At 45.9% G+C, this 24,074-nt stretch carries 22 protein-coding genes and 1 tRNA gene; 11 read left to right on the top strand and 12 right to left on the bottom strand.

The window, feature by feature from the left end:
• The first annotated feature begins 1 nt into the window (after window position 1).
• The 3 genes from rph to hemW are packed head-to-tail and all read left to right on the top strand — an operon-like array spanning window position 2 to window position 2,543.
• A complete protein-coding gene (gene rph, locus FD975_RS03935) occupies window positions 2–733 on the top strand; it encodes a ribonuclease PH (protein WP_215303296.1) in 732 nt (243 codons plus the stop codon).
• 18 nt (window positions 734–751) lie between these two features.
• Complete coding sequence (gene rdgB / locus FD975_RS03930; protein WP_215303295.1) at window positions 752–1,351, top strand: RdgB/HAM1 family non-canonical purine NTP pyrophosphatase; 600 nt, start codon at window positions 752–754, stop codon at window positions 1,349–1,351.
• A complete protein-coding gene (gene hemW, locus FD975_RS03925; RefSeq protein ID WP_251371417.1) occupies window positions 1,335–2,543 on the top strand; it encodes a radical SAM family heme chaperone HemW in 1,209 nt (402 codons plus the stop codon). The genes rdgB and hemW overlap by 17 nt, the downstream gene beginning before the upstream one ends.
• 27 nt (window positions 2,544–2,570) lie before the next feature.
• Here the strand turns inward: hemW and FD975_RS03920 are convergent, their stop codons facing one another.
• The gene (locus FD975_RS03920; protein ID WP_215303294.1) at window positions 2,571–3,374 is read right to left on the bottom strand and encodes an enoyl-CoA hydratase/isomerase family protein; all 804 of its coding nucleotides are present in this window, start codon (window positions 3,372–3,374) and stop codon (window positions 2,571–2,573) included.
• Between the two features lie 113 nt (window positions 3,375–3,487).
• Here FD975_RS03920 and FD975_RS03915 point away from each other — a divergent pair, with 113 nt between their 5' ends.
• Window positions 3,488–4,702: a CaiB/BaiF CoA-transferase family protein gene (locus FD975_RS03915; protein WP_215303293.1), complete on the top strand. Its 1,215-nt coding sequence runs from the start codon at window positions 3,488–3,490 to the stop codon at window positions 4,700–4,702.
• An 88-nt stretch (window positions 4,703–4,790) separates the two neighbouring features.
• On the opposite strand, the gene FD975_RS03910 is transcribed toward FD975_RS03915, so the two are convergent.
• The 5 genes from FD975_RS03910 to FD975_RS03890 all read right to left on the bottom strand — a co-directional run bounded on the left by FD975_RS03910 (window position 4,791) and on the right by FD975_RS03890 (window position 9,996).
• Complete coding sequence (locus FD975_RS03910; protein WP_215303291.1) at window positions 4,791–6,893, bottom strand: alkyl/aryl-sulfatase; 2,103 nt, start codon at window positions 6,891–6,893, stop codon at window positions 4,791–4,793.
• Between the two features lie 94 nt (window positions 6,894–6,987).
• Complete coding sequence (locus FD975_RS03905) at window positions 6,988–8,430, bottom strand: sensor histidine kinase (RefSeq protein WP_215303282.1); 1,443 nt, start codon at window positions 8,428–8,430, stop codon at window positions 6,988–6,990.
• 59 nt (window positions 8,431–8,489) lie between these two features.
• The gene (locus FD975_RS03900; RefSeq protein WP_215303280.1) at window positions 8,490–9,164 is read right to left on the bottom strand and encodes a cytochrome b/b6 domain-containing protein; all 675 of its coding nucleotides are present in this window, start codon (window positions 9,162–9,164) and stop codon (window positions 8,490–8,492) included.
• A gap of 8 nt (window positions 9,165–9,172) precedes the next feature.
• A complete protein-coding gene (locus tag FD975_RS03895; protein WP_251371416.1) occupies window positions 9,173–9,649 on the bottom strand; it encodes a diheme cytochrome c in 477 nt (158 codons plus the stop codon).
• Window positions 9,646–9,996: a DUF1924 domain-containing protein gene (locus FD975_RS03890; protein ID WP_251371415.1), complete on the bottom strand. Its 351-nt coding sequence runs from the start codon at window positions 9,994–9,996 to the stop codon at window positions 9,646–9,648. The genes FD975_RS03895 and FD975_RS03890 overlap by 4 nt, the downstream gene beginning before the upstream one ends.
• Window positions 9,997–10,277: 281 nt before the next feature.
• Between FD975_RS03890 and FD975_RS03885 the strand changes: the two genes are divergently transcribed.
• Window positions 10,278–10,859 carry a hypothetical protein gene (locus FD975_RS03885; RefSeq protein WP_215303277.1) on the top strand — a complete coding sequence of 194 codons (582 nt, stop codon included), beginning with the start codon at window positions 10,278–10,280 and terminating at the stop codon, window positions 10,857–10,859.
• Window positions 10,860–10,944: 85 nt separating this feature from the next.
• Here FD975_RS03885 and FD975_RS03880 read toward each other — a convergent pair whose 3' ends face one another.
• The 3 genes from FD975_RS03880 to FD975_RS03870 form a co-directional block, all read right to left on the bottom strand.
• Window positions 10,945–11,628, bottom strand: coding sequence for a tetratricopeptide repeat protein (locus tag FD975_RS03880; protein ID WP_215303275.1), 684 nt, complete (start codon window positions 11,626–11,628; stop codon window positions 10,945–10,947).
• Between the two features lie 247 nt (window positions 11,629–11,875).
• Window positions 11,876–11,965: transfer RNA gene (locus tag FD975_RS03875), tRNA-Ser, on the bottom strand.
• Between the two features lie 20 nt (window positions 11,966–11,985).
• On the bottom strand, window positions 11,986–13,122 hold the full coding sequence (locus tag FD975_RS03870; RefSeq protein ID WP_215303273.1) for an NAD(P)/FAD-dependent oxidoreductase: 1,137 nt from the start codon (window positions 13,120–13,122) through the stop codon (window positions 11,986–11,988).
• Between the two features lie 140 nt (window positions 13,123–13,262).
• Between FD975_RS03870 and pgi the strand changes: the two genes are divergently transcribed.
• Genes pgi through nadC form a run of 4 tightly spaced genes read left to right on the top strand, consistent with a single transcriptional unit; the run spans window position 13,263 to window position 18,263 of the window.
• Window positions 13,263–14,759, top strand: a complete 1,497-nt coding sequence (gene pgi, locus FD975_RS03865; protein WP_215303272.1) for a glucose-6-phosphate isomerase — start codon at window positions 13,263–13,265, stop codon at window positions 14,757–14,759.
• 44 nt (window positions 14,760–14,803) lie between these two features.
• Entirely contained in the window at window positions 14,804–16,189 is a 1,386-nt protein-coding gene (locus tag FD975_RS03860) for a phosphomannomutase/phosphoglucomutase (protein WP_215303270.1), read from the top strand.
• A 49-nt stretch (window positions 16,190–16,238) separates the two neighbouring features.
• Window positions 16,239–17,357 (top strand): quinolinate synthase NadA, encoded by a 1,119-nt coding sequence (nadA, locus tag FD975_RS03855; protein WP_215303268.1) that lies wholly within the window; start codon window positions 16,239–16,241, stop codon window positions 17,355–17,357.
• 48 nt (window positions 17,358–17,405) lie between these two features.
• Window positions 17,406–18,263 carry a carboxylating nicotinate-nucleotide diphosphorylase gene (nadC, locus tag FD975_RS03850; protein WP_215303266.1) on the top strand — a complete coding sequence of 286 codons (858 nt, stop codon included), beginning with the start codon at window positions 17,406–17,408 and terminating at the stop codon, window positions 18,261–18,263.
• A 10-nt stretch (window positions 18,264–18,273) separates the two neighbouring features.
• Here nadC and nadB read toward each other — a convergent pair whose 3' ends face one another.
• A complete protein-coding gene (gene nadB, locus FD975_RS03845) occupies window positions 18,274–19,935 on the bottom strand; it encodes an L-aspartate oxidase (protein WP_215303264.1) in 1,662 nt (553 codons plus the stop codon).
• A gap of 136 nt (window positions 19,936–20,071) precedes the next feature.
• On the opposite strand from nadB, the gene FD975_RS03840 reads away from it, so the two are divergent.
• Window positions 20,072–20,575, top strand: a complete 504-nt coding sequence (locus FD975_RS03840; protein ID WP_215303262.1) for a hypothetical protein — start codon at window positions 20,072–20,074, stop codon at window positions 20,573–20,575.
• A gap of 9 nt (window positions 20,576–20,584) precedes the next feature.
• Window positions 20,585–22,138 carry a rhodanese-like domain-containing protein gene (locus FD975_RS03835; RefSeq protein WP_215303260.1) on the top strand — a complete coding sequence of 518 codons (1,554 nt, stop codon included), beginning with the start codon at window positions 20,585–20,587 and terminating at the stop codon, window positions 22,136–22,138.
• Between the two features lie 61 nt (window positions 22,139–22,199).
• On the opposite strand, the gene FD975_RS03830 is transcribed toward FD975_RS03835, so the two are convergent.
• On the bottom strand, window positions 22,200–23,492 hold the full coding sequence (locus tag FD975_RS03830; RefSeq protein ID WP_215303259.1) for a TRAP transporter large permease: 1,293 nt from the start codon (window positions 23,490–23,492) through the stop codon (window positions 22,200–22,202).
• Complete coding sequence (locus FD975_RS03825) at window positions 23,489–24,028, bottom strand: TRAP transporter small permease (protein WP_215303257.1); 540 nt, start codon at window positions 24,026–24,028, stop codon at window positions 23,489–23,491. The genes FD975_RS03830 and FD975_RS03825 overlap by 4 nt, the downstream gene beginning before the upstream one ends.
• Between the last annotated feature and the right edge of the window lie 46 nt (window positions 24,029–24,074).

Here is a 24,074-nt window from a genome sequence, read left to right as displayed (position 1 = left end):
CATGACCAAGCCCAACATCACCCGCCCTAGTGGCCGCACCCCTACGCAATTGCGCCCAGTGAGTATCAGCCGTGCTTTTACCAAGCATGCAGAAGGCTCAGTTCTGATTGCTTTTGGTGATACCAAGGTACTCTGTACCGCCAGTATTCTGGAAAAGGTACCTCCCCATAAAAAAGGCTCAGGTGAAGGTTGGGTTACTGCTGAATACGGTATGCTCCCCCGCTCCACTCACACCCGCAGCGATCGTGAAGCTGCACGAGGTAAGCAGTCTGGTCGCACACAAGAGATTCAGCGCTTGATTGGCCGTGCGATGCGTAGCGTCTTTGATCTCAAAATATTGGGTGAAAGAACTATCCATCTTGACTGTGATGTCTTACAAGCTGACGGTGGAACCAGAACTGCATCGATTACGGGCGCTTATGTTGCCGCACGTGATGCGATTAATACCCTCCTGCAAAGTGGTGTACTGAAATCAGATCCTATTATTGATAGTGTTGCAGCGATTTCTGTTGGTATCTACCAAGGCGTGCCAGTGCTTGATTTGGATTACCCAGAAGACTCTTCTTGCGATACAGATATGAATGTCGTTATGACCGGTAAAGGCGGAATGATTGAAGTGCAAGGTACTGCTGAAGGCGCAGCATTCTCCCGCTCTGAATTAAATGCGCTCTTAGATTTAGCAGAGCAAGGTATTGCGGATTTAACGCAACTCCAAAAAGAAGCATTTAAATAAAAGATTAAAGGGTGGCTGGTGCAAAAACTCGTTCTCGCTTCTAACAATGCCGGTAAGGTTCGAGAGTTCCAGGAGCTCTTGGCGCCCTTTCATTTTCAGGTTATCCCTCAGGGTGAGTTAGGCATTCCGTCAGCAGAAGAGCCGCATCACACCTTTGTTGAGAATGCCTTGGCTAAAGCACGTCATGCCAGCGCAGCTAGTGGCCTGCCTGCTCTTGCCGATGACTCCGGAATTTGTGCCCACGCATTAGATGGCGCACCTGGAGTCTACTCAGCGCGTTATGCAGGTGTTGATGGGGATAGCGCTGCTAACAATCAAAAACTGATTGCAGCCCTCAAAGGGAAAGCGGATCGTGGAGCGCATTATGTCTGCGCGCTCGTGATGGTCAATAGTGCCAATGACCCTGAACCGCTCATCGTGCAAACCCGCTGGTATGGGCAAATGATTGATGAGGCCAAGGGAAGTTATGGATTTGGTTACGACCCGCACTTCCTTTTGCCTGAGCTCGGCATCACTGCCGCAGAACTAGAATCTTCAGAGAAGAATCTCATTAGCCACCGTGGCCAAGCATTACGCGAACTCATTGCAAAACTTCAAAGCCGTGCTGAACACGCTTAATCCCGTTTTGGCCACTACGCCAAAACTCACCGCCCTACCCCCGCTGTCTTTGTACATTCATTTTCCGTGGTGCGAAAAGAAGTGTCCTTATTGCGACTTCAATTCACATCAAATTAAAGATGACGGCAATGGCGTGAAAGCTTCACAGGGATTTGATGAAGCACGCTACATCAAAGCGCTTATTACTGATCTCGAGACGGAGCTGCCTCGCATCTGGGGTCGTCAAGTCCACAGCATCTTTATTGGTGGTGGCACACCTAGCTTGCTATCTGCTAACGGCATGAATGAATTGCTCTCTGCCATTCGGGCACGGGTAAACCTAGAGCCCGATTGCGAGATCACTATGGAAGCCAACCCAGGCTCAGTGGAGACTGATAAGTTTGCAGGCTTTGCTAGGGCGGGAATCAATCGCGTCTCTTTAGGCATCCAGAGTTTTCAAGATAAGCAGTTAAAAGCCTTGGGACGTATTCATAATGGCGAAGAAGCCAAGCGCGCGATTGAGATTGCCTTGCAGCACTTCAAGTCGGTCAATTTAGATCTGATGTACGGCTTACCTAATCAAACCCTGGAAGCTGCTAAAGCAGATATTGAAACTGCGCTCTCCTTTAAGACTCCGCACCTATCTTTCTATAACTTAACGCTTGAACCCAATACCTACTTTGCGAATTTCCCACCCAAATTGCCTAATGAAGATCAGATTGATGCGATCTTTGAGCAGAATTTAGCTCTTCTTGAAGCGGCTGGCTATAGACGGTACGAGGTCTCTGCCTATGCCAAGAAAGATCAAGAGTGCAAACACAATCTTAATTACTGGCGCTTTGGTGATTACATCGGGATTGGTGCAGGAGCCCATGGCAAGATTTCCTTCCCAGACAAAATCACCCGACAAGTGCGCGAGCGCCACCCCGAGACTTACATGCAGGTAATGGAAAGCAAAGGCAATGCCTTGATTGAAGCTAGGGAGATTCCAAGTAAAGATCTTCCTTTTGAATTCATGCTCAATACATTGCGCCTCACTGATGGTGTAGATACCATCACCTTTAGCGAGCGCACAGGCTTGCCACTAAACGTAGTTTCAAAAGGATTGGATGAGGCCTGCAAAAAAGGTTTATTAGATTCAAATCCCAGCAAGCTTAAGGCTACCGAACAGGGTTTGCGTTATCTGAATAATTTACAAGAGATGTTTTTGTAAGAACTATCTACAGATATAGGAATTGAATTACTTTCCTGTCCAGACGGGTGGCTTCCCATCCAAAAATGCTGCAACCCCATTCTTAAAGTCCTCACTGCCATAGCATTCCCGAATCAAATCGCTGCAATCTGGCAAGTTGTTCTTCATTATTCTTGTTAGAGTTTGCTTGGTGGATTTCTGGGTAATGGGCGCTAACTTCATTAAACGCTCTGCCAACTGATTTGCTTCATGCTCAAGTTCTTCAGCAGGATACGTAGCCAATAGATAGCCCTTCTGTAGTAATTCTGGTGCAGTCACGAGCTCAGCTAATAGCAACATGCGTTTGACAATATTCACACCAAGGTGCGCAACAAGCCAAGCAACATTAGCAGCGGATAAACAATTACCTAAGGTTTTGGCAATAGGGACTCCAAAGCGCGCATCTGGCGAAGAGATGCGAAAGTCACAGCAACTCGCAATAGCAAGTCCACCGCCTACTGCCATGCCATCAATGACTGCGATGGTGGGGATAGGCAACATGGCTAATGGAGCAAGGTAGTCGTCAATTCCTTCCTCATAGCGAATACCATCCTCACCAGATGTAAAGCTGGCGAACTGGGCGATATCACTACCGGAGACAAATGATTTACCACCAGCACCACGCAGAATCACCACCCGCACTGCAGAGTTCTTGGTCAGATCTTCGCAAATGCTCTTTAAGCTTTGATACATCTGGGCAGTCATGGCATTGCGCGCAGCTACATGATCAAAGGTAATCAATGCCATACCATTACGAAGCTCTAAATGAACTTCGGCAAGTGACAGTGATTTGGAAGCTTCGGTATTAGCCATGGAATTGATCAATGAAGCCTAGTAAGTAGGTGCACAACAAGGTCTCTCTATTTGTTTTATATTGATAGCTATTATTAGCACTTCATTCTAAACATAAAAATAATTGAGACAAAATGAACGCTTCAAATAGCAAACCCCTGCCACTGGCAGGAGTGCGAGTGCTTGATGTGAGTCAAGTCATGGCGGGCCCCTACTGCTGTATGTTACTCGCCGACCTGGGTGCAGATGTCATCAAAATTGAACCTCCAGGCACAGGTGACCAAACTCGTGGTGCCATGGGATTCAAGATGAAAGGTTCAGACAGCATGGGCTTTCTGAATATGAATCGCAACAAACGCAGCGTCACTCTCAATCTGAAAACTGACGCTGGCAAAAAAGTCTTCTTTGAATTAGTGAAGACTGCAGACATCTTGGTAGAAAACTATCGACCTGGGGTTATGAAAAAACTCGGCATCGATTACCAAACACTCAAAGATATCAACCCAGGTTTGGTCTACGCTAGCATCTCTGGATTTGGTCAAACAGGTCCATGGGCTGACCGCCCAGGATTTGATTTGATGGCACAGGCCATGTCTGGCGTCATGAGTGTTGCCGGCTATCCAGATGGTCCTCCAGTAAAAGCTGGTGTGCCTGTTGCCGATATTGGTTGCGCCCTCTTTGCAGCCTATGGAATTCTGTCTGCTTATATTGGTAAAACCAAATCAGGCGAGGGTCAATTCATTGACGCATCTCTATTTGATTCTGCGCTGGCATTCTCCATCTGGGATACAGCCCAGTACTGGGGAACTGGTGTTGAACCCTACAAGCTTGGCACTGCCAATCATATGAGCGCGCCCTATCAGGCCATGAAGGCCTCTGACGGCTACTTTGTCATGGGTGCTACTAATCAAAAACTATGGAAACTGCTCTGCGACAAAATTGGGCGACCTGAGCTATTCGAGGATCCATTGTTTAGGACAAATCCCTTGCGTCTTGCCAATCGCTTAATACTGGCAGCTGAACTTGAAAAGACTTTCGTTACCAAAACCAGCGAAGAATGGGTGGATCTCCTTCTAGCAGCCGGCATCCCAGCTGGGCCAATTAATACTTATCCTCAGGCATTTGATAGCGAACATGGCAAGCATCGCAAGATGCGCATGGAAATCGATCATCCGATTGAAGGTAAGGTTCCGAACATTGGATTCGCAGTCAAGATGATGGGGACTCCACAGCAGGTATCTAGACATCCCCCACTGCTTGGGGAGCACACCAATGAGGTGCTTCAGGAATTGGGTATTGCCGGTGATGAACTGAAATCACTAGAAGATGGCGGCGCTTTCGCAGCCTGAGTTACCAACGCATTCAGATAAAAGAAATGGGCTCCCAGGAGCCCATTCTCTATTACTTAATCAGCGACCTAAACACAACGGGACTTCATTAGGCACCATCTGAATTGGCGATTGGAGGAGCCTCAAACGGATCTTTGCTTGGTTGAGCAGGTGGGGCTTTTTTAGATTTGGTACCAGGTATCAACTCAAAGTCCGGTGTAAAGGTAGTCATCGTGCTTCGCAATTGATCAAATGCTTTGCGGTCGCCTTCAAATTTAGCTTTTCCTTCGGCTTGGAGTTTTTCAAAGGTAGTTTGACCGCCCATGACTTTCTCTAAGTCGCTACGGTTCACGATGATAGTCAGGTTGGGGTTTTTATCCTGATAGCCTTTGATATTAGTGAGCGCAGAATTACTCATCTCGATTACAAACTTTTCACCATTGTCTGGGGTGTCGAGATTAATAGTGAACTTCATGCCGGCAGCTTTTTTGCTATCCATGCTAATCGCTAAGGCATTGAGCCATAACTCAGTAGTCATTGCTCTGATCATATCAGGGCCATTAGTCTTTGGTGATGCTCCAGAAGGCATACCATGACGAAGTTCATAGGCCGCGCCCAAGAAACTATTACGCACACTTGGACTTTCTTTTTGATAACCAATTTGTTCAAAAATGTCTGCCAGCAAATCCTTGGCTGCTGTGTTGTTTGGTTCTGCATAAACCAATTTATTCACAATCTCCATCGCTTCGCGATACTTGCCCTGCTTATAAAGCTGCCTACCTTTTGCCATGATCTTGCCGGCACCACCCATCATCTCGACATACAGCGGCGCAGAATCTTTTGGTGATAAGGGAATCAAAGTAGCAGGATTAGCATCCCAGTAACCTAGGTAACGATTGATCACCGCACGACTGTTGTGCTCCTCTGAGCCATGGTAGCTATGCGCCGCCCACTGAGACTTTAAGCTCTCTGGCTGCTTGTAAACGTTATGCACTTCGTTGATCGTGACGCCATTGTTCGCCAAATGCAGAACTTCATTATTCAAGTGGGCGTAACTATCGCGCTGAGTACGCATGACTTCTTGTACGCGATCATTACCCCAGCGTGGCCATGAATGAGAAGCAAACATCACCTGTGCTTCGTTGCCATAGCGATATAGAGCATTATTAATATTCTTAGACCATGCCAAGGCATCGCGGACTAAAGCGCCACGCAAGGTATAGATGTTATGAATGGTGCCGGTAATATTTTCAGCAGCCCAGAATGCCTTCATCTGTGGGAAATAAGTATTCATCTCAGCGGGCGCTTCTGTACCTGGCGTATTTTGAAACTCCATCTCCACGCCATCTACTGTCATTTTTTCAAATGGCTCATTAATGAGAATGGTAGGTTCAATTAAGCCGAGATTGCCTGCGGCTGTATTTTTACCAATGGATTGATCAACGTGACCAAATGGGCTGCGTGGCAATAAAACACCGTACTGAAAATACAGACGGCGTGTCATAGCATTGCCTGCGTATACGTTCTCTGCAACAGCATGATCCATAAAGCCAGCCGGAGCAATGATCTTCACCTTTCCGCTCTTTACATCAGCCTCATCAACCACACCACGCACACCACCAAAGTGATCAGCATGGGAGTGGGAATACACCACCGCAACAACTGGACGCTTACCTAGCTTCTCGTTAACTAATTCCAAAGCTGCTCTTGCAGTCTCTTTGGAGGTCAGTGGATCAAAGACAATCCAACCGGTATTGGTTTTAACAAAACTAATATTGGATAAGTCAAAGCCGCGTACTTGATAAATCTTTCCTGGGACGACTTCATAGAGACCATAGCCCATATTGAGAATGGCCTGGCGCTGTAAAGATGGATGAACGCTATCAAAATCCTTGCCCTGCAATAAGAACTCATAGCTACCCATATCCCAGGCTACGTTACCTGCATCTGCCATGATGGTTTTATAAGCAGGGGCAGCAATAAATCCTCTCTTGGATTCTTCAAAATCACGCTTATCTTCAAAAGGTAGGGTTTTGCGTAAGCCATTCTGCAGCTCCACCGTAAAGGTCGAGGGGGCTTTGCCTTTGGCATCAAAGTGCTTACCCTGCATAGCGCCCGGATCAGCTACGACTCCACCGCCACCAGCTGCAAATACGGCATTTCCAGAAATGAGTGCGATAGATGCAGCAATCAGAGTTAATTGGGTTTTCATGTGGGCCTTGAGCTAATGCGAATATTGGTAAAAAGATACTTATCGAATGTAAAGAATGGGCTGTCATTGGGCAATTAGCCCTACAGCTAGTAAGCTAGTCCTGGGTGGATGGCAAAAAGACGGTAAATTGAGCCCCACCGCCAGCGGCATCCTCATAACGAATGCTGCCACCATGACGAGAAACAATATGTTGGCAAAGCCATAAACCTAAGCCCATACCTGAACGCTTATTGCTATTGGAGAGCAATTCAAATAAGTGCATCTGGGCATCATTTGGCACGCCACCGCCATTGTCAGAGATAAGCAATTGAACACCCCCAGAAACATCTCGACTCTCAATCTGGAGCATTCGAGAGGATCGAGGGGATTCACTTAGGGCCTGGATTGCGTTATTAATGAGATTCAGGAGCACTTGCTGGATCTCGCCACGATTAACGTTAATTACCGAATTCGAGCTCAGATCTAGAACCACTTGAATATTCTTTGCCTGAATTTCAGGCTTAGTAATCTTGAGAATAGATTCGATTAATTCGTCAAGCTCGATCTGTTCGGTGCCAATCTTTCCATCAGAAAATATAGAGCGCAGCGATTGAATGATGTTGGTAGCGCGTTGGTTATCAGCTAGTAAGGCAGCCAGAATCTCTTGATTTTGCTCGGCAGTCAAATGACCCTCAGATAACTTCTTCTGTAGAAACTGGATATTCAGTTGCGATGCCCCCAAGGGCTGATTAAGCTCATGGGCAATCGAGGCTGACAAAGCCCCTGTTGCTGCAGTTTTATTGGCTTTAAGTAAACTAGAAATCAAATTCTCGCGCTCAGTTAATAAAGCTTTAATTTCTTTGTTCTCAGTTTGCGATTGAGCACTTGCCAGCGCAATACGCTCAGACCAATAACCACCAATCGCAATGTAAGCCAGCGTGTTCATCACGATTTGCATGATTGTCAGAAGAATCAAAAACTGGGGAATCTGCTCAACTTGACGAATAGTGAGGCCAGACGCAACGACAACAGAGAGTCGCCCAATAGCAAAAAATAATTCTGCAGTAGTGGCGTATTGCAAATACATTAATTGCTTCGAAGGAGTCGACTTTCTCTTTTCGCGCAATTGAACAATCTGCCAAATAAAGAAAGATCCAGTAATGACACAAATGACTGCGGTTCGAATTTCGAATGTGCCATGAATCCGCATCCACTCAAAGAATGGAATGAAAATGAAGACGGAAAATATGAAGGCGTATTCGATGCGTTTACTAATTGGCTGATTCAGCGACCTACAAAATAGCAGTTGCAAAATAGCAGCCACATAGAACAATGTATTGGCTATGGTGAAATTAAATTCTGGCTTTGAGACATCCTCAATCGTCAAAACTCCAGTACCAAAGATGGCTAAGGCCGAAATACTCACCACCAAAGATCCCATCCAATATGCGCTTGGCCTAACAGCACTTTGAGAGCGATAGTAGTGATAGACACCCAATAGCAAACCCAACTGAATGGTGGCAAGAATATAGAAATACAGGGCTATCAGAAGCTTCATGCCATCTATCGTACAACGAGGCGAATATCCCCGATCTCAATCCTCTATCGGGGAGACTTTTACTGAGTCAGGCCAGGCAATCTGCCAGTTAAAGTGAGATAGAAGAAGTAGAGAGCGCCAAGAAAAATCAGCGCGCCGATTAGATATTGCGGATAAGGAATTCCTTGATCTGGCATACCCTGCTTCTTACCCGTCACCATTGATCTGATGAGATTTTGTCTTTCGATCAAGCTCATGCCAACTGCGGCAACAATATGAACGACGACTAGGCCCAAAACTAAACTTGAAACCGCCTCATGAATCTCTGAAACAAAATTACCTAAAAACTCTTTAACGGATAAATAACCACTCAAGCCAATAATCAAGATGAGGAGCATCAGCGCAAACATGACCAGACCGCCCGCTGGGTTGTGCCCAACATCGTGATGGGGATGGCCGCGTAGCATAGCCATAAAATGTTCAAGCACTGCCTTTGGTTTTTTCAGAAATTGACTAAATCTGGCATAGCGAGTGCCAATCAGACCCCACACTAAGCGAATGAGGACAAGTAAGCACGCGGTATATCCAAATGCATAGTGAATCATGGCCCATCGCTCACTCTCTGAGCTAAGCCAAGCACCAGCAAAACAAATCACTAGCAGCCAATGAAATACTCTCACCGGCATGTCCCACACCATAATGGCTTCCCTTACCTTACCGGTGGCTCCAACTGAATCGCGAATTGACTCATTCATCTGATGGCTCATTTCGCTGGAATCTTTATATTGTTCTCACTAAAAATGCCTTTAGCAGCATCAATATGACAAGCTCCACAATTGGCAGGGCTCTTGATGCTTACCCGCTTCCAAACATCCGCCCTCACCTCGTCATGCTCACGAATAAACCATGATGTTTTGGTAATGCGGTTTTCAGGGGCGATCTCGCTGTACTTCTGTCGAGTGGCGGCATTCTTTATTAACCAGCTTGTAATTTCAGTTTGAGTCTTTGCATCCACACTAGCATCGGTACCAAAGTGCTTGGATAGGCCAGACATGACATTTTTCCAGCTTTGTTCGCTTAATAATGCTGGTGGATAGGCCATATGGCAACTTGCACACTCAGCCTCGTATGAAGCCGGTGCATCTGCAGGCATTGTCATTTTTGCAGCGAATGTAGGTGATGCTGCCATCAGCATAGAGAAAGTAATTAGAAGAATTTTTTTCATATTGATGAGATTCATTTAACGGTCATTAACCAAGCGAGGACATCCGCTTTTTCTTGTGCACTACAGTCTCTGCCTAGTACATCATTGCAGTTACGCTTAAACCATTTCTCAGCCTTGGCCTCATCAGTAAATCGTAAAGGGTTGGCGCTAGGCGCCAATGGCTTGATCACCTTCCCAGTCACAATGTGTTTAGTGTCGTGATTTGGGGGATTTTCATGACACGATGCACAACTCCATTCCTTGCCGTGCTTGGCATTGAAGAACTGCTCCCCTCTGGCGGGCGATGCTTTTCCAGATTGAGCCTCATAGGACTTCAGTAAGTCCAGAGGCGTTGCCGCACTAACTATAAGGGGCAGACCCATGAAAATTAGCCCCGAAAATAACTTCCAAAACATACATACCTCTCTATTCACACTACTCATACTATTTACTTAGTATGCGCCATTGATATGACAGCCCATTTTGATAAGTAAGTAAAATAGTCAGGTATTTAGGGGTTATTCACTAAAAATCTCCTAAAAATAATTCTGATGACCGGTATGAGTAATACAATCTATATAAATGCCAAATTAAGCGCATTTATCAACTACTGCATTACTACTCAAAGCTAATGCACCCCAATTTATTAAGGATTAGTACCGTTATGAAAAAAATAGTCATTGTGATCATTCTTACTGCTATTGCTGCAGTCGCCTACTTCATGCTCAATCAACCAAAGCCTCCTGTTGCTGCCGTGGCCGCTCAAGAAACTGCTCTCATTTATGACGGTGAAGTAATCAAGATTGATGCTGCAACTCGAACAGTTACCCTCAAAAATCAAGATGGTGAATCGACTATTGTTGCTGGTCCTGAAGTAAAGAACTTTGCTGAAATCAAAGTGGGTGATCGTTTTGACGTTGTTTATGAACTCGCTGTAGCGATTGAATTGGTTAAGGTAAAAAACCCAGGCACCACTAGTGAGCAAGTTACTACTAGCACTACTACTGCCCCACAAGGCGATAAGCCAGGCATGATCACTAGCAACACCGTAACTGCAACTGCGAATGTTGAAGCGATTGATACAGCTAAAAATACCGTATCTTTAAAAGGCCCTCAAGGAAACATCTTTAAAGTTAAAGTTCAGAATCCTGACTTGATGAAAGATATCGCTGTAAACGACCAAGTTAGAGTCGTGTATACAGAAGCAATTGCTGCTGTTGTAAGTGCGCCAGCTGCAAAGAAGTAATGCGATAACGCTTTTCTAGCTACTAGAAAGAGAAAACCCCAGCAAGTGATTGCTGGGGTTTTTATTTGACTTAAATCTTAGAGCATTAAACACACTTATAGAGCCTGCGCATAGTTTCAATCTTCCAATATTGTTGCTGAGCCGTGTCAAATTCCTCTCGGTAGTTGCCTGGGTGAGCATGTTCAAATATCAAAAGAACCCGCTTTGCCTGATCATGCTTAGCAAATGCAGCCAAGGTTAAATAGAGATATCCCTGCTTGAGGTCTTGCTCAATAATGTCGCCAGTTGCATATAAAGAACCTAAGGTAAATGCAGCCTGCCTACTACCCTCCTCCGCACCTTTTTTTAACAAGGCAATACCTTTTTCGCGATTTGGGACTACACCGTGCGCTACACCTGTACCCAGGATATAAATATTGCCTAAATTACAGTAGGCATCTAGCACCTCTTCTTTGATTGCTTTTTCATAGTACTCGACGGCAGTTTTGTAATCTTGCTTAACATCACCCATGCCGCGCTCAAACATTAAGCCCACATTAAAGTGTGCATAACCATTACCCAAACTACTATTTGAGTTCTGTAATGTAAATAGCGTATTGATTTGCTCGGGGTTTAGGCGGCCATCAAAACACATTTTGGTTAATGCATAAAGTGCATCTTCACTAGCTCGATCTTTAGCGAGGCCATAAAAGATATCAAATGCAGCGGAATAACTTCCGCGCTCGATATTTAGTTGCCCCAAATCAAGGCGTGATTGATCGTCATACATATTTGTCTTAGTCCCTATAGAACCCTGAGATTCTTATTGTTAGAAATTATTGACCCACTATAAAGATATTATCTTTATTTAGGGATACCCCTATGAGCAGGATCTTTCTGACATCACAAAGCAGATTTTTTGACTGATGGCGAGCCAGTAGCGACCAAGAAAAAAGCCACCCCGAAGGATGGCTTTGGTCATGCTTTTGGTAACGAGGATTTTGAATTGCTACAAACCCTTGTAAAACCGATTAACTTGGCGGAAGAGGTGAGATTCGAACTCACGGAGGACTTTCATCCTCGCCAGTTTTCAAGACTGGTGCATTCAACCGCTCTGCCACTCTTCCTTTGCGATTTGAGTCCTAGATTATAAAGAACTTTTGATCTGCGCCTCCAAATGCTGGGCAATTGCCAAACAAGAGGTGAGACCTGGGGACTCAAATCCATAGAGGTTAAATAAGCCTTGAAGCTGATGCTGCTCAGGCCCTTCGAAGTAAAAATCTCCTGCTGGGGCATTTGGCGGGACGATTTTGGCCCTGACACCAGAGTAATCCGCCTGCAAAGCACCATCTTTTAGACCGGGCCAGTATTGCCTTACTGCGGCGTAAAAGCCCTCTCCTCGCTTGGGATCAACCGTATAGTTAATTTGACTTTCATCATCAATATCGAGCCATTCCACATCAGGGCCAAACTTCGCCTGTCCACCCATATCGAGTGTCAGATGAACACCCAATCCGCCAGGTTCAGGAATGGGGTAAATCAAATGGCTGAACGGAGACTTTCCGGATAAAGAGAAGTAGTTGCCTTTGGCGAAGTAAGCTTTAGGTATCAGATCTTTCGAGAGGCCTTCGATTTTTTGAGCTAATGCTGGAGCGCTGAGTCCCGCGCAATTAATCAGTAACTTGGTCTGAATAGTCATGCCATCGGAACCGCCAATCGTGAGCTCGAAGCCGCCTTCGGCAGCATTGCCAATTGGCTTAGCGCTAAGTAATGGAGATTGGTAAGCAACCATGCCGCCTGCATCTTCAAACCCACCTAGCAATGACAACATTAATCCATGACTATCGACTACACCCGTTGATGCTGAGAGCACTGCTGCTTCACACTGTAACTGCGGCTCAAGCGCTTTGGCTTGAGATCCTGAGATCATTTTGATATCGGGTACTTGATTGTTTTGCGCTTTATACAAAATAGCCTGGAGATCATCTAGCTGACTAGTATCAGCAGCAACAATCAGCTTTCCATAAGCTTGTGTACTCACCTGATGACTGCGGCAGTATTCATATAAGAGCCGATTGCCTTCCACGCAGAGTTTGGCCTTGAGAGAATCTTTTGGGTAATAAATCCCCGCATGAATGACTTCGCTATTACGTGCACTGCTAATAGTTCCGAATGAATCTTCGCGCTCGAGCAAGATAGTTTCTCGACCCTGCAATGCCATCTCGCGAGCAACTGCCAATCCAACCACTCCAGCGCCTACTACGACGCAATCAACCTGCTCCATTCCGCTATTCCTGACCTGATTTCAGATATGTCTCAATCTTGTGATGACTTTTGCCCAAGCTAAAGCCTTGTTATTGATGAAATCGTAACATTTTCAGCGTTTTAAGGGGGTTTTGATGTCCTTATTGATAAAATCTAGGAATGTCCTTGCAAGCCCAATTCGCCAGTAACAGTGTTCACTCTGCCCTTGATATGGTGCTCGATACCGCCTATCAAGGAATTGACGCCAGCGACTGGGCAAAGTTATTTGCGAATGCTCGCAAATCTCAGTTAGAGCAGTTCATTGCAGACCTGTTTGCTGGTAAGCACATCAACAATAGCGAAGATCGCCCTGCCCTGCATTCGGCGCTGCGCAATCTGAGCAAAACGCCAGTACTGATTGGTGGTTCAGACGTCATGCCAGCAGTATCTGAGGTTTGGCGTCGCATTGAAGCACTTTGCAATAAATGGGTTGGCGTCACAGATGTGATTCACATTGGCATTGGTGGGTCTGACTTTGGCCCCCGCTTAGCAATTGAAGCCTTAGCACATGTACCTGGTATTGAAAGTCGCGGAATGCGCATGCATTTTTTAGCGAACATTGATACCGCTGAATTAGCACGCATTTTGGCGCGCGCTCAGCCTCACAGCACCCGCGTGATTGTGGTCTCAAAATCATTTACGACTCTCGAAACTTCCATGAATGCCAAAGCCGTTGTAGCTTGGCTTAAAGAGAGTGGACGCACGTCAAGTCAAATTGCACATGCTTTGTATGCGGTCACTGCCAATATTCCTGCCGCCAAAGACTTTGGGGTTGAAGAAGAAAATATTTTTCCTTTCTGGGATTGGGTTGGTGGTCGCTACTCCGTATGGTCAGCAGTCGGCCTACCTATTGCCTTGCAATATGGCTTTGAGACTTTCAAACAATTTTTGGCTGGTGCTGAGGCCATGGATTTGCATTTTAAGAATGCACCTCTCGAAGAAAATCTACCTGTCATCATGGCGCTCACCTTGCTATACCAGCAAGAGAAACACAATATCAAAGCTTATGCTGCCATTCCGTATGCCGATGCCCTGGATTGGTTTCCAAAGTGGTTGCAACAGCTGGATATGGAAAGTAATGGCAAGAGTGTTGATCGCAATGGCAAGCCTGTTAAGCATTCCTCGCCGGTGGTATTTGGCAGCGCAGGTAGCAATGCGCAACACTCTTACTTCCAACTCTTTCATCAAGGTACAGAAATCATTCCAATAGATTTCATTGCCGTGCGTGAGCCGATGAGTGATAGACCAGAGGCAGTAGCACATCATCGCATTCTGCTTTCCAACTGTTTGGCACAAGCTCAGGCATTAGCGAATGGTAAAACTGCCAGCAATCCAAATGATATTTACCCCGGTAAACGTCCGAGCAATCTCTTACTACTGCCCAAGCTCAACGCTTTTTATCTTGGTGCCCTACTTGCTTTATACGAGAACCGTACAGCAACATTAGGCGCACTCTGGAATATCAATAGCTTTGATCAACCTGGCGTGGAATATGGAAAAGTACTAGCTAAGCCAATTGAGAAGGCCCTCGCAAGTCATCAGCCTGATATTCAGGCTAGTACAGATATTGATGCGGTGACTGCCGCTCGCATTAATTTATTAAATTCAAATGACTAGTTTTCGCCCAGCATTGTTTGGGTGTATTTACCAAAGGATCTGTAATGCAATTGTCTCCATCTATTTTTAAAGCGTATGACATCCGCGGCATCATTGATGAGACCTTAGATCCATCGATTGCTAAGTTGATTGGGCAGGCCTTTGGCACTGAGATGCATGAGCTTGGTGAAACCGATATCGTTATCGGTCGTGATGGTCGCTTATCTGGCCCTAGCTTGATTGAGGCTCTTACTGAAGGCCTGCTTTCCACCGGTATTAATGTAATTGATCTAGGGATGGTTGCAACACCGATGGTGTACTTTGCTGCTAACCATACGATTAATGGCAAGACACCAAGGTCCGGGGTCATGATTACCGGCAGCCACAACCCACCTAATTACAACGGCTTCAAAATGGTTTTGGGAACAGCGGCGATTTACGGGGAAAAAATTCAGGATTTACGTAAGCGCATTGAAGCGAAGAAGTTTGCCGTAGGCCAAGGCACTAGAAGTACTTTTGATATTTTCCCCATGTATCTCAATTACATCGTGGGAGACATCAAGCTTGCTCGTCCCATGAAGATTGCCGTAGATTGCGGTAATGGTGTTGGTGGTGCATTTGCTGGGAAGTTGTTTAGAGCTTTAGGCTGTGAGGTTGAAGAGCTATTCTGCGAAGTGGATGGGCATTTTCCCAATCACCACCCTGATCCAGCACATATCGAAAATTTACAAGATCTCATCAAGAATCTTCAGACTACCGATAATGAATTAGGCCTTGCCTTTGATGGCGATGCAGATCGTTTGGGCGTAGTGACCAAAGATGGGCAAGTGATTTTTCCAGATCGCCAGATGATGCTCTTTGCTAAAGACGTTCTCGCCCGCAATCCAGGAGGCCAAATTATTTATGATGTGAAATGCACTCGTAATTTAGCAACCTATATCAAAGAACTTGGTGGCGAACCCATCATGTGGAAAACAGGCCATTCCCTAGTCAAAGCCAAGCTAAAAGAAACCGGCGCCCCACTTGCTGGTGAGATGAGTGGTCATATCTTCTTTAAAGATCGTTGGTTTGGTTTTGATGATGGTCTGTATACAGGCGCCCGCTTACTAGAGATTCTCAGTAAAGAGAAAAACCCAAGCGACACATTAAATAATCTGCCAAACGCTATCTGCACTCCAGAGTTGCAGCTGGCTTGTGCTGAAGGTGAGCCATTTGCTTTGCTAGAAACGATTAAAGCCAATGCCAAGTTCCCTACCTCTGAATCCATCAACACCATTGATGGGGTGCGGGTAGAGTATGCCGATGGCTTTGGCTTGGCCAGGCCTTCAAATACAACACCAGTCGTAGTCATGCGCTTTGAGGCTGATACTGAAGAGGCGATTAAGCGAATTCAGGCGGAGTTTAAGGTGGCAGTGTTGGGTGCCAAGCCAGAAGCGAAGCTACCTTTTTAAGATTGAAGGATGCATGGTGGTGAGTAGCGCAATAGAGATAAAATTACCCATGATCTCAAGCTCCATTTCCTTTGATTACCCCCAGCAAAATGCTGCTGGTGAAACCTGTACTGCACAAGCTTGGGCTAAAACCCCTCCCCCATTGCATGGAGAACATAAATCTGCAGTGATTGCTCGTATTAAGCAATTGCTGGTTGAGAAAGATGCCGCATTGGTGGCTCACTACTATGTCGATGGTGATATTCAAGATTTGGCTTTATCAACTGGTGGTTTTGTTTCTGACTCTTTAGAGATGGCACGCTTTGGTAAGAATCATTCAGCCAAGAATCTCATTGTTGCAGGCGTTCGCTTCATGGGCGAGTCGGCCAAAATCCTCAGCCCTGAGAAGCGCGTTTTTATGCCGGATCTAGAGGCAACCTGCTCTCTCGATTTGGGTTGCAATGCTTCTGACTTTGCTGCTTTTAGGGCATTACATCCAGATCGTACCGTCGTTGTCTATGCAAACACCAGTGCTGCTGTTAAAGCACAGGCCGATTGGATGGTAACAAGCTCTTGCGCCTTAGCAATCGTGCATCAACTCAAAGTTGAGGGCAAGAAAATTCTTTGGGCACCTGATCGTCATTTAGGTCGCTATATTCAGGAGCAAACTGGCGCCGATATGTTGCTCTGGAATGGCGCATGCATTGTTCATGATGAATTTAAAGCGGTTGAATTAGAAATGTTGATGGCTGCCCATCCCAATGCCATGGTTCTGGTTCACCCAGAATCCCCCAAAACAGTGGTCGACCTTGCGGACGTTGTCGGCTCTACAACCGCCATGATTAAGGCTGTAGTAGAAGGTTCTGCCACCGAATATATTGTGGCCACGGACAATGGTATTTTGCATCGTATACGCCAGCTAGCACCTAATAAAGTATTGATTGAAGCCCCTACTGCTGGTAATAGCGCCACCTGTAAGAGTTGCGCCCACTGTCCTTGGATGGCCATGAATGGTTTGCAAGGAATTTTGGATTGCCTAGAAAATGCCTCTGGTGAAATCTTGATTGATGAGCCTATTCGTGTTGAGGCGTTAGGATGTATTGAACGTATGCTCGACTTCACTACAAATCACCCCGATCTCTTGGCTAAAGCACAGCATGGCTTTGTCAAGAATATCGGCGTAGCTTAGTCCTAGTTGTTATCTTTTGATTTTTTCTTAATGTAGATCGATTTATTCATGTTTGAGTACAACGAGACTTTAGAGCAAGCCCGTCAACGTAATATTCATGATGCTTTGATGGAAGATATTGGCACGGGTGACTGGACTGCAATGTTGGTTCCTAGTAAGCCTGTTCATGCTCAGCTCATTGTTCGCCAAGAGGCCGTGCTGTGTGGGGTAGATTGGTTCGAGGGCACACTCAAGAAACTAGATCCCAATGCAAAAGCCACTTGGCATTATTTGGAGGGCGATCTCATGAAGGCCGATACTAAAGTCTGCGATATCGAGGCTGACTCGCGTGCCCTGCTTTCTGCAGAGCGTCCCTGTATTAATTTTCTACAAACCCTCTCTTGGACTGCAAGTATTGCGCGTCAGCATGTGGATGCGATTAAGGGTGTGAGTCCTAACCCTAATGGTTGTACGGTGCTGGATACACGTAAGACTATTCCAGGTTTACGTCGCGCACAAAAGTACGCAGTATCAGTGGGTGGCGGTCAAAATCAACGCCTTGCTTTGTGGCATGGCATCCTTATAAAAGAAAATCACATTGCCGCAGCAGGCGGTGTTGCTGCTGCCATTAAAGCTGCTCAATCCCTTAATTCGGGAGTAGATATTCAGATTGAGGTCGAGAATTTTGCCGAGCTTGAAGAAGCCTTAAATGCTGGCGCAAAAAGTATCTTGATTGATAACTTCACTACCGAACAGATGAAAGAGGCAGTTGCCATTACTAAGGGTCGCGCTCTACTTGAGGCATCTGGTGGTATTAACCTAGATCAGATGTGTGTGATCGCTGCTACCGGAGTTGATCGCATCTCCTTAGGAAAGCTGACGAAGGATATTCAGGCAGTGGATTTCTCGTTGAGAATATCCCCATAACAACTAATGTTTAGGTTTCAGAACTTTCGGAGTTTCCCTCGGCTTGAGGCGTCAGGATGGTTGGATAAGAAACGGCCCAGGTGCCTGGGTAATCACGACTGTAATGCAATCCCCTGCTCTCTCTACGCATGAGCGCTGATCTCACAATCAGCTCTGCACATTCCAGTAGGTTGCGTAACTCGATCAAGTCGCGCGTGACTTTAAAGTTGGCGTAATACTCTTGTACTTCGTATCTGAGGAGTTTGATACGGTGTAATGCACGCTCCAGCCTTCGATTGGTTCTCACGATACCAACGTAGTTCCACATCAATGAACGCAACTCATCCCAGTTATGGGCAATAACAACTTGCTCATCAGCATCTTCTACTTGACTCTCATCCCAGAGGGGTAGCTTTGGCATTAGAGGCGTTTTGAGTTGAGAAATATCCTCTGCAGCAGCCTTACCAATCACCACACATTCCAGCAATGAGTTGCTAGCCAAGCGATTGGCTCCATGCAAGCCGGTGTAAGTTGCCTCACCCACTGCATACAGACCCGGTAAGTCGGTCCTTCCTTTGAGGTCTGTAACTACACCACCACAGGTGTAATGCGCTGCGGGCACGACTGGTATTGGTTCTTTTGAAATATCCAAACCTAGAGTCATGCAACGCGCATAGATCATCGGGAAATGTTCTTTAATAAATACTTCACCCAGATGAGTAGCATCCAAATGTACATAATCTAAGCCGTGCTTCTTCATCTCAAAGTCGATTGCTCGAGCAACAATGTCACGGGGAGCCAACTCATTGCGCTCATCATGCTCTGGCATAAAGCGTGTGCCGTTTGGTAGTTTTAGCAAGCCACCCTCACCCCGCATCGCCTCGGTAATGAGAAAGGTGCGATCACTCGGGTGATACAAGCATGTTGGATGAAACTGAATAAATTCCATATTGCCAACACGGCAACCTGCTCGCCATGCCATAGCAATACCATCGCCAGTGGCAGTATCAGGGTTGCTAGTGTAACGATAGACCTTACCAACACCACCAGTAGCCAAGACTACTGACTTCGCTTCAATTGTTTCCACACGATTATTTTTAATATCGAGCGCATAGACCCCATAACAACGATTCGGTTTAGCGCGCTGTATCTTCGCGTCTAGATGACGATTCGTAATGAGGTCTAGAGCAATCCAATGCTCCAAGATCTGGATATTTTTATGCGCCCTTGCTTTATCGAGAAGAACTTCATGGATAGCCTTACCAGTGGCATCTGCAGCATGCGCAATGCGACGGTGGCTGTGACCACCCTCACGAGTTAAATGCAAACCCATTGGCCCTGACTCATCAGTAGTAAAGGGCACACCCTGCTCAACTAACCAACGAATAGCTTCAGCGCTTTCTTCGGCAATGTAACGTGCGGTTGACTCCACTACGAGACCTGCGCCTGCATCTAGGGTGTCTGCAACATGAGAATCAATACTATCGTGCTCTTGATCTACTACACCCACAATACCGCCTTGGGCCCACGCGGTAGCAGCTTCGCCAAGTCCGCGTTTAGCCATCAGAATCACCGGCTGGGAATCGGCCATGTGCAGGGCTACGGTTAGACCGGCCAAACCTGCGCCAATAATGAGAACAGGCAGGTCTGCTTTGGTATCAGCTTGGGGTGTTGAAGGTTTTGAACTAGCCATGGAGAGCTCATTCTAAGGGCAAATGAGTTATGGCTGGATTTTTCCAGCCCTATCCAACAGGATTCCTTGGCAATGAAACGTAGTGCCCTTGTAGAATAGTACTCATAAATACAAACCAAATAATGGAGACAATTCAATGGATTTAAGCCTGAACAGCTTTGCCGCACAATGCCATGCTATTCTCAAAAAAGATGGTGGGCCTAAGGGTCGAATTGAAGTGGCTAATCTCTTACGTCAAGTGCTCCAAGATGCCGAGGCCGTCAAAAGCTATCTTGACCCAGACACCCCTGAACGCTCAGTACTCTATGAAGATCCTGAGTTGGGCTTTTGTATCGTCGCACATCGCTATACCGGCCCCAAAACATCCGAACCACATGACCATGCCCATTCTTGGGCAATCTATGGTCAAGCTAGCGGTGAGACACAAATGCATGATTACGTCTTAGTAGAAAAAGCGCATGGTGAAAAGCTCGGAATAGTACGCATGACGGACACCTATCGCCTAACACCAGGAGTTGCCCATGTTTATAACGAGGGTGACATCCATTCCCCAACACGAGTAGAGCCAACCAGCCTCATTCGCATTGAGGGCACGAATATGGCCCATGTGACCCGAGACCGATTTACTTTAATTGAGTAATGCATTGCGATGCAATATATCGACGCCAAAACCTTAAAACAATGGCTGCATAGCACTCAAGAGCTGGCAGTGCTCGATGTTCGTGAGCATGGTCAATATGGCGAGTCCCATCTATTTCTGGCTACATCCTCACCCTTTAGTCGCCTCGAGGGTGAAATCACTCGCTTAGTTCCCCGCAAAGATGTCAAGATTGTTTTATACGATGATGATGGACAGGATATTTGCCTACAGGCTGCCAAAGCTCTAGATGCGATAGGTTACAGCAATCTCTTTATATTAGATGGCGGCACAAAAGGATGGTCTGATGCCGGCTTTACCTTATTTGCTGGTGTAAACCTACCATCAAAAACCTTTGGTGAATTAATTGAACATCATTTTCAGACGCCGCGTATTACAGCCACAGCATTAATGGAAAAAATTCAATCTTCTGAGGATGTCATTATCTTAGATGGCAGACCTCAAAATGAGTTTAAGAAGATGAGTATTCCAGGGGCAACATGCTGTCCTAATGGTGAGCTAAGCTATCGCATTCAAAGCATAGTTAGAAATTCAAACACACCTATTGTGATCAATTGCGCAGGCCGAACACGAAGCATCATTGGCGCGCAAACCTTAATTAACCTTGGCATTCGCAATCCTGTATTCGCCCTGGAAAATGGCACCCAAGGCTGGTATCTAGAAGACTTTCCGCTTGAGCATGGCAAATCCCACCCTTACCCACAAGCAAAGGTTGATGATCAGTGGCTAGCTAATATCGCCGCATTGGCAAACCGCTTCCAAGTTCCCATCATTAGCGATGCTCAATTTAATGAATGGGCAAGAGAAATGGATCGGTCGCTCTATCTATGTGATGTGCGTACTGCGGAAGAATTTAAACAAAAGGCGCTGCCAGGAGCGCAGCACACACCAGGCGGCCAATTGATTCAAGCAACTGATCAGTTTATCGGGGTGCGTAATGCCAGAATAGTTCTTTATGACTCCGATGGGGCACGAGCAATTACTGTAGGTAGCTGGCTTAAACAAATGGGGCATGATGTAGCCGTTTTAAAGGACGGGATAGAAAGCAAGGTGTCCCTACCGCAAATTGTTGGCGCCAACCTCACGGGTGCTCACATATTGACCGACTCCGAATTAGTCAGCGCACATGCAGACGGAAACACCCTTTTTCTAGATCTGCGATCAAGCATGCAATATCGTAAAGGACATATTCCAGGGGCAGTTTGGACAATTCGCCCGCACCTCCTAAAAGCAATCCAGGGTCATAAAGGCCCTATTGTATGTATTGCTGAAGATCACATCGTTGCGCAAGGTGCTTATGCTCAACTAGCTACTAACGGACAAAATCCTCAAATCTACTTATGCAAAAACAATCTATTCCCCGAGCCTTTGGATATCATCGCTACCCCGATGGTCCCTCCAGATTCTGAGTGCATTGATTACCTATTCTTTGTACACGACCGCCATGATGGCAACAAGGAGGCAGCAAGGCGATACCTAGAATGGGAAACTGGCTTGGTAGCGCAACTAGATGAACAAGAAAAAAATATGTTTTCGATTGCTTAATCATCATTAATAAAGTAAAAAGTCCCGCATTGCGGGACTTTTTTTAGTCTGAGCTAGGTAGCTAAGACAGCTCCTTACCCATAATTAGATTCGGTAGATAGGTGGAGATTGACGGAACATAAGTAATCACAATCAAGAATAAGAACAACACACCTAACCAAGGCATCGCAGCGCGCACCACCTTCGTTAGAGGCATACCCGTAATTCCCGAGGTTACGAACAAGTTCAGTCCGACTGGTGGCGTGATCATTCCAATCTCCATATTGACCACCATGATGATGCCCAGGTGAATTGGATCAATGCCAAGCTGAGTAGCTATATGAAAGAACAGAGGACCTAAAATCAGAATGATGGCCGTTGGCTCCATAAAGTTACCCGCAATCAAGAGAATGATATTCATCACGATCAAGAAAGCCCATGGCGGCATCCCATAAGCCAAAATCTGCTCAGCCATGATTTGCGGAATACGCTCAGTAGTTAATACATGGGCAAACAGCATGGCATTTGCGATGATGAACATCAACATTACCGTCGTTTTTGAGGCATCTTTAAATACCTCTGGAATATTCCTCCACTTGATATCTCGGTAAATAAATACTGATACCAGCAAAGCATACAAAGCCGCCACTGCTGCGGCTTCTGTTGGCGTAAAGACACCGCCATAAATGCCGCCCATGATGATGACTAGCAATAAGAAGCCCCAAATAGCATCTTTACCAGACTCAAAAAACTCCTTCGCAGATGCCTTTTGTGCAGCAGGAATCTTCATGACTCGAGCGCTAATGTATATAGCCACCATTAACGCAATTGCCAAAAGAATCGCTGGGATAACGCCAGCAATAAAGATACGCCCTACCGATAGCTCAGTCACGGAACAATATACGACCATCACAATCGAAGGCGGCATCAAAATGCCAAGCGTTCCAGCATTACATAAAATGCCCGCAGCATAATCTTTGCCGTAACCTGCTTTCACCATACCAGCAATCATGATGGATCCAATCGCCACTACAGTAGCCGGCGAGGATCCTGAAACAGCTGCGAAGAATGTACATGCCAAAACTGCAGCAATTGCCAGGCCACCACGAATATGACCAACGCAAGCAATTGCAAAACGAATTAAACGCTTTGCAACCCCACCCGTCGACATTAAGGCACCACCTAAAATAAAGTAAGGAATTGCCATCAGGGTGTAATGCTCAGAGGTTTCAAACAACTTCAGCGCCAATGAGGCTAGAGAGTCTTGTCCGAACATAATGATGGTTAACAAGCTCGATAGACCCAATGCAATCGCGATGGGCACCCCCAAGAACATTAAGGCAAATAGCAAGATAAATAATATAGTCGCGCTCATGATGCAGACTCCCCATCAGCTTTGAAATTTTTCAAGGCATCAGCAGCCTCATCTGCGAGTCCAAAGTTATATTGTTCGCGCTTAATGAGCTTGACCAAAATCTCGACAAAGCGAATCAAAACTAATACATATCCTATGGGAAGCGCCATCCGGGGAACCCATTGCGGCAGCCATTCAATATCTTGGCAAACAATGCCGATATCGAACATCTTATGCACATAGATGGTTGCGCCATAGAGAACAATGCCGGAATACAAAATACAAGCCAAGGTAGCGATGATCGCGACAATCCGCTTTTTTTCTTTAGGCAAGTTCTTCACGAGAATGTCGACACCAATATGCGAGCCCATACGAATTCCCCAAGCAGCTCCCAGGAAAATCACCCAAGCGAACAAAAATGTATTGAGCTCAAAGATCCAGTCGATACTTTGAGTGAGGACATAACGAAAAAATACATTGACACAAGTTAAGGTCGTCATCAGCGCTAACAGAAGCGAGATGAGATAAGCCTCAAAGTTATTGAATAAATTTTTCATAGAAAAAGGGGCAACTCAATGCCCCTCCATATTTCTTCAGGTTAGA

Origin of the sequence: Polynucleobacter sp. AP-Jannik-300A-C4 (assembly GCF_018688335.1) — a bacterium.
Classification (GTDB): domain Bacteria; phylum Pseudomonadota; class Gammaproteobacteria; order Burkholderiales; family Burkholderiaceae; genus Polynucleobacter.
The sequence above is the reverse complement of the archived record's forward strand: the minus strand, read 5'-3'. Positions and strand labels throughout refer to the sequence as shown.

What these genes read in the sequence shown, in the direction of transcription:
- nadC (WP_215303266.1), top strand. Translation starts at nt 17,406, where the DNA reads ATGTTTGAGTACAACGAGACTTTAGAGCAAGCCCGTCAACGTAATATT.
- FD975_RS03915 (WP_215303293.1), top strand. Translation starts at nt 3,488, where the DNA reads ATGAACGCTTCAAATAGCAAACCCCTGCCACTGGCAGGAGTGCGAGTG.
- FD975_RS03920 (WP_215303294.1), bottom strand. Translation starts at nt 3,374, where the DNA reads ATGGCTAATACCGAAGCTTCCAAATCACTGTCACTTGCCGAAGTTCAT.
- FD975_RS03830 (WP_215303259.1), bottom strand. Translation starts at nt 23,492, where the DNA reads ATGAGCGCGACTATATTATTTATCTTGCTATTTGCCTTAATGTTCTTG.
- nadB (WP_215303264.1), bottom strand. Translation starts at nt 19,935, where the DNA reads ATGGCTAGTTCAAAACCTTCAACACCCCAAGCTGATACCAAAGCAGAC.
- FD975_RS03880 (WP_215303275.1), bottom strand. Translation starts at nt 11,628, where the DNA reads ATGTATGACGATCAATCACGCCTTGATTTGGGGCAACTAAATATCGAG.
- pgi (WP_215303272.1), top strand. Translation starts at nt 13,263, where the DNA reads ATGTCCTTGCAAGCCCAATTCGCCAGTAACAGTGTTCACTCTGCCCTT.
- FD975_RS03900 (WP_215303280.1), bottom strand. Translation starts at nt 9,164, where the DNA reads ATGAATGAGTCAATTCGCGATTCAGTTGGAGCCACCGGTAAGGTAAGG.
- FD975_RS03890 (WP_251371415.1), bottom strand. Translation starts at nt 9,996, where the DNA reads ATGGGTCTGCCCCTTATAGTTAGTGCGGCAACGCCTCTGGACTTACTG.
- FD975_RS03840 (WP_215303262.1), top strand. Translation starts at nt 20,072, where the DNA reads ATGGATTTAAGCCTGAACAGCTTTGCCGCACAATGCCATGCTATTCTC.
- FD975_RS03870 (WP_215303273.1), bottom strand. Translation starts at nt 13,122, where the DNA reads ATGGAGCAGGTTGATTGCGTCGTAGTAGGCGCTGGAGTGGTTGGATTG.
- nadA (WP_215303268.1), top strand. Translation starts at nt 16,239, where the DNA reads ATGATCTCAAGCTCCATTTCCTTTGATTACCCCCAGCAAAATGCTGCT.
- FD975_RS03905 (WP_215303282.1), bottom strand. Translation starts at nt 8,430, where the DNA reads ATGAAGCTTCTGATAGCCCTGTATTTCTATATTCTTGCCACCATTCAG.
- FD975_RS03860 (WP_215303270.1), top strand. Translation starts at nt 14,804, where the DNA reads ATGCAATTGTCTCCATCTATTTTTAAAGCGTATGACATCCGCGGCATC.
- FD975_RS03825 (WP_215303257.1), bottom strand. Translation starts at nt 24,028, where the DNA reads ATGAAAAATTTATTCAATAACTTTGAGGCTTATCTCATCTCGCTTCTG.
- FD975_RS03895 (WP_251371416.1), bottom strand. Translation starts at nt 9,649, where the DNA reads ATGAATCTCATCAATATGAAAAAAATTCTTCTAATTACTTTCTCTATG.
- FD975_RS03910 (WP_215303291.1), bottom strand. Translation starts at nt 6,893, where the DNA reads ATGAAAACCCAATTAACTCTGATTGCTGCATCTATCGCACTCATTTCT.
- FD975_RS03835 (WP_215303260.1), top strand. Translation starts at nt 20,585, where the DNA reads ATGCAATATATCGACGCCAAAACCTTAAAACAATGGCTGCATAGCACT.
- rph (WP_215303296.1), top strand. Translation starts at nt 2, where the DNA reads ATGACCAAGCCCAACATCACCCGCCCTAGTGGCCGCACCCCTACGCAA.
- FD975_RS03885 (WP_215303277.1), top strand. Translation starts at nt 10,278, where the DNA reads ATGAAAAAAATAGTCATTGTGATCATTCTTACTGCTATTGCTGCAGTC.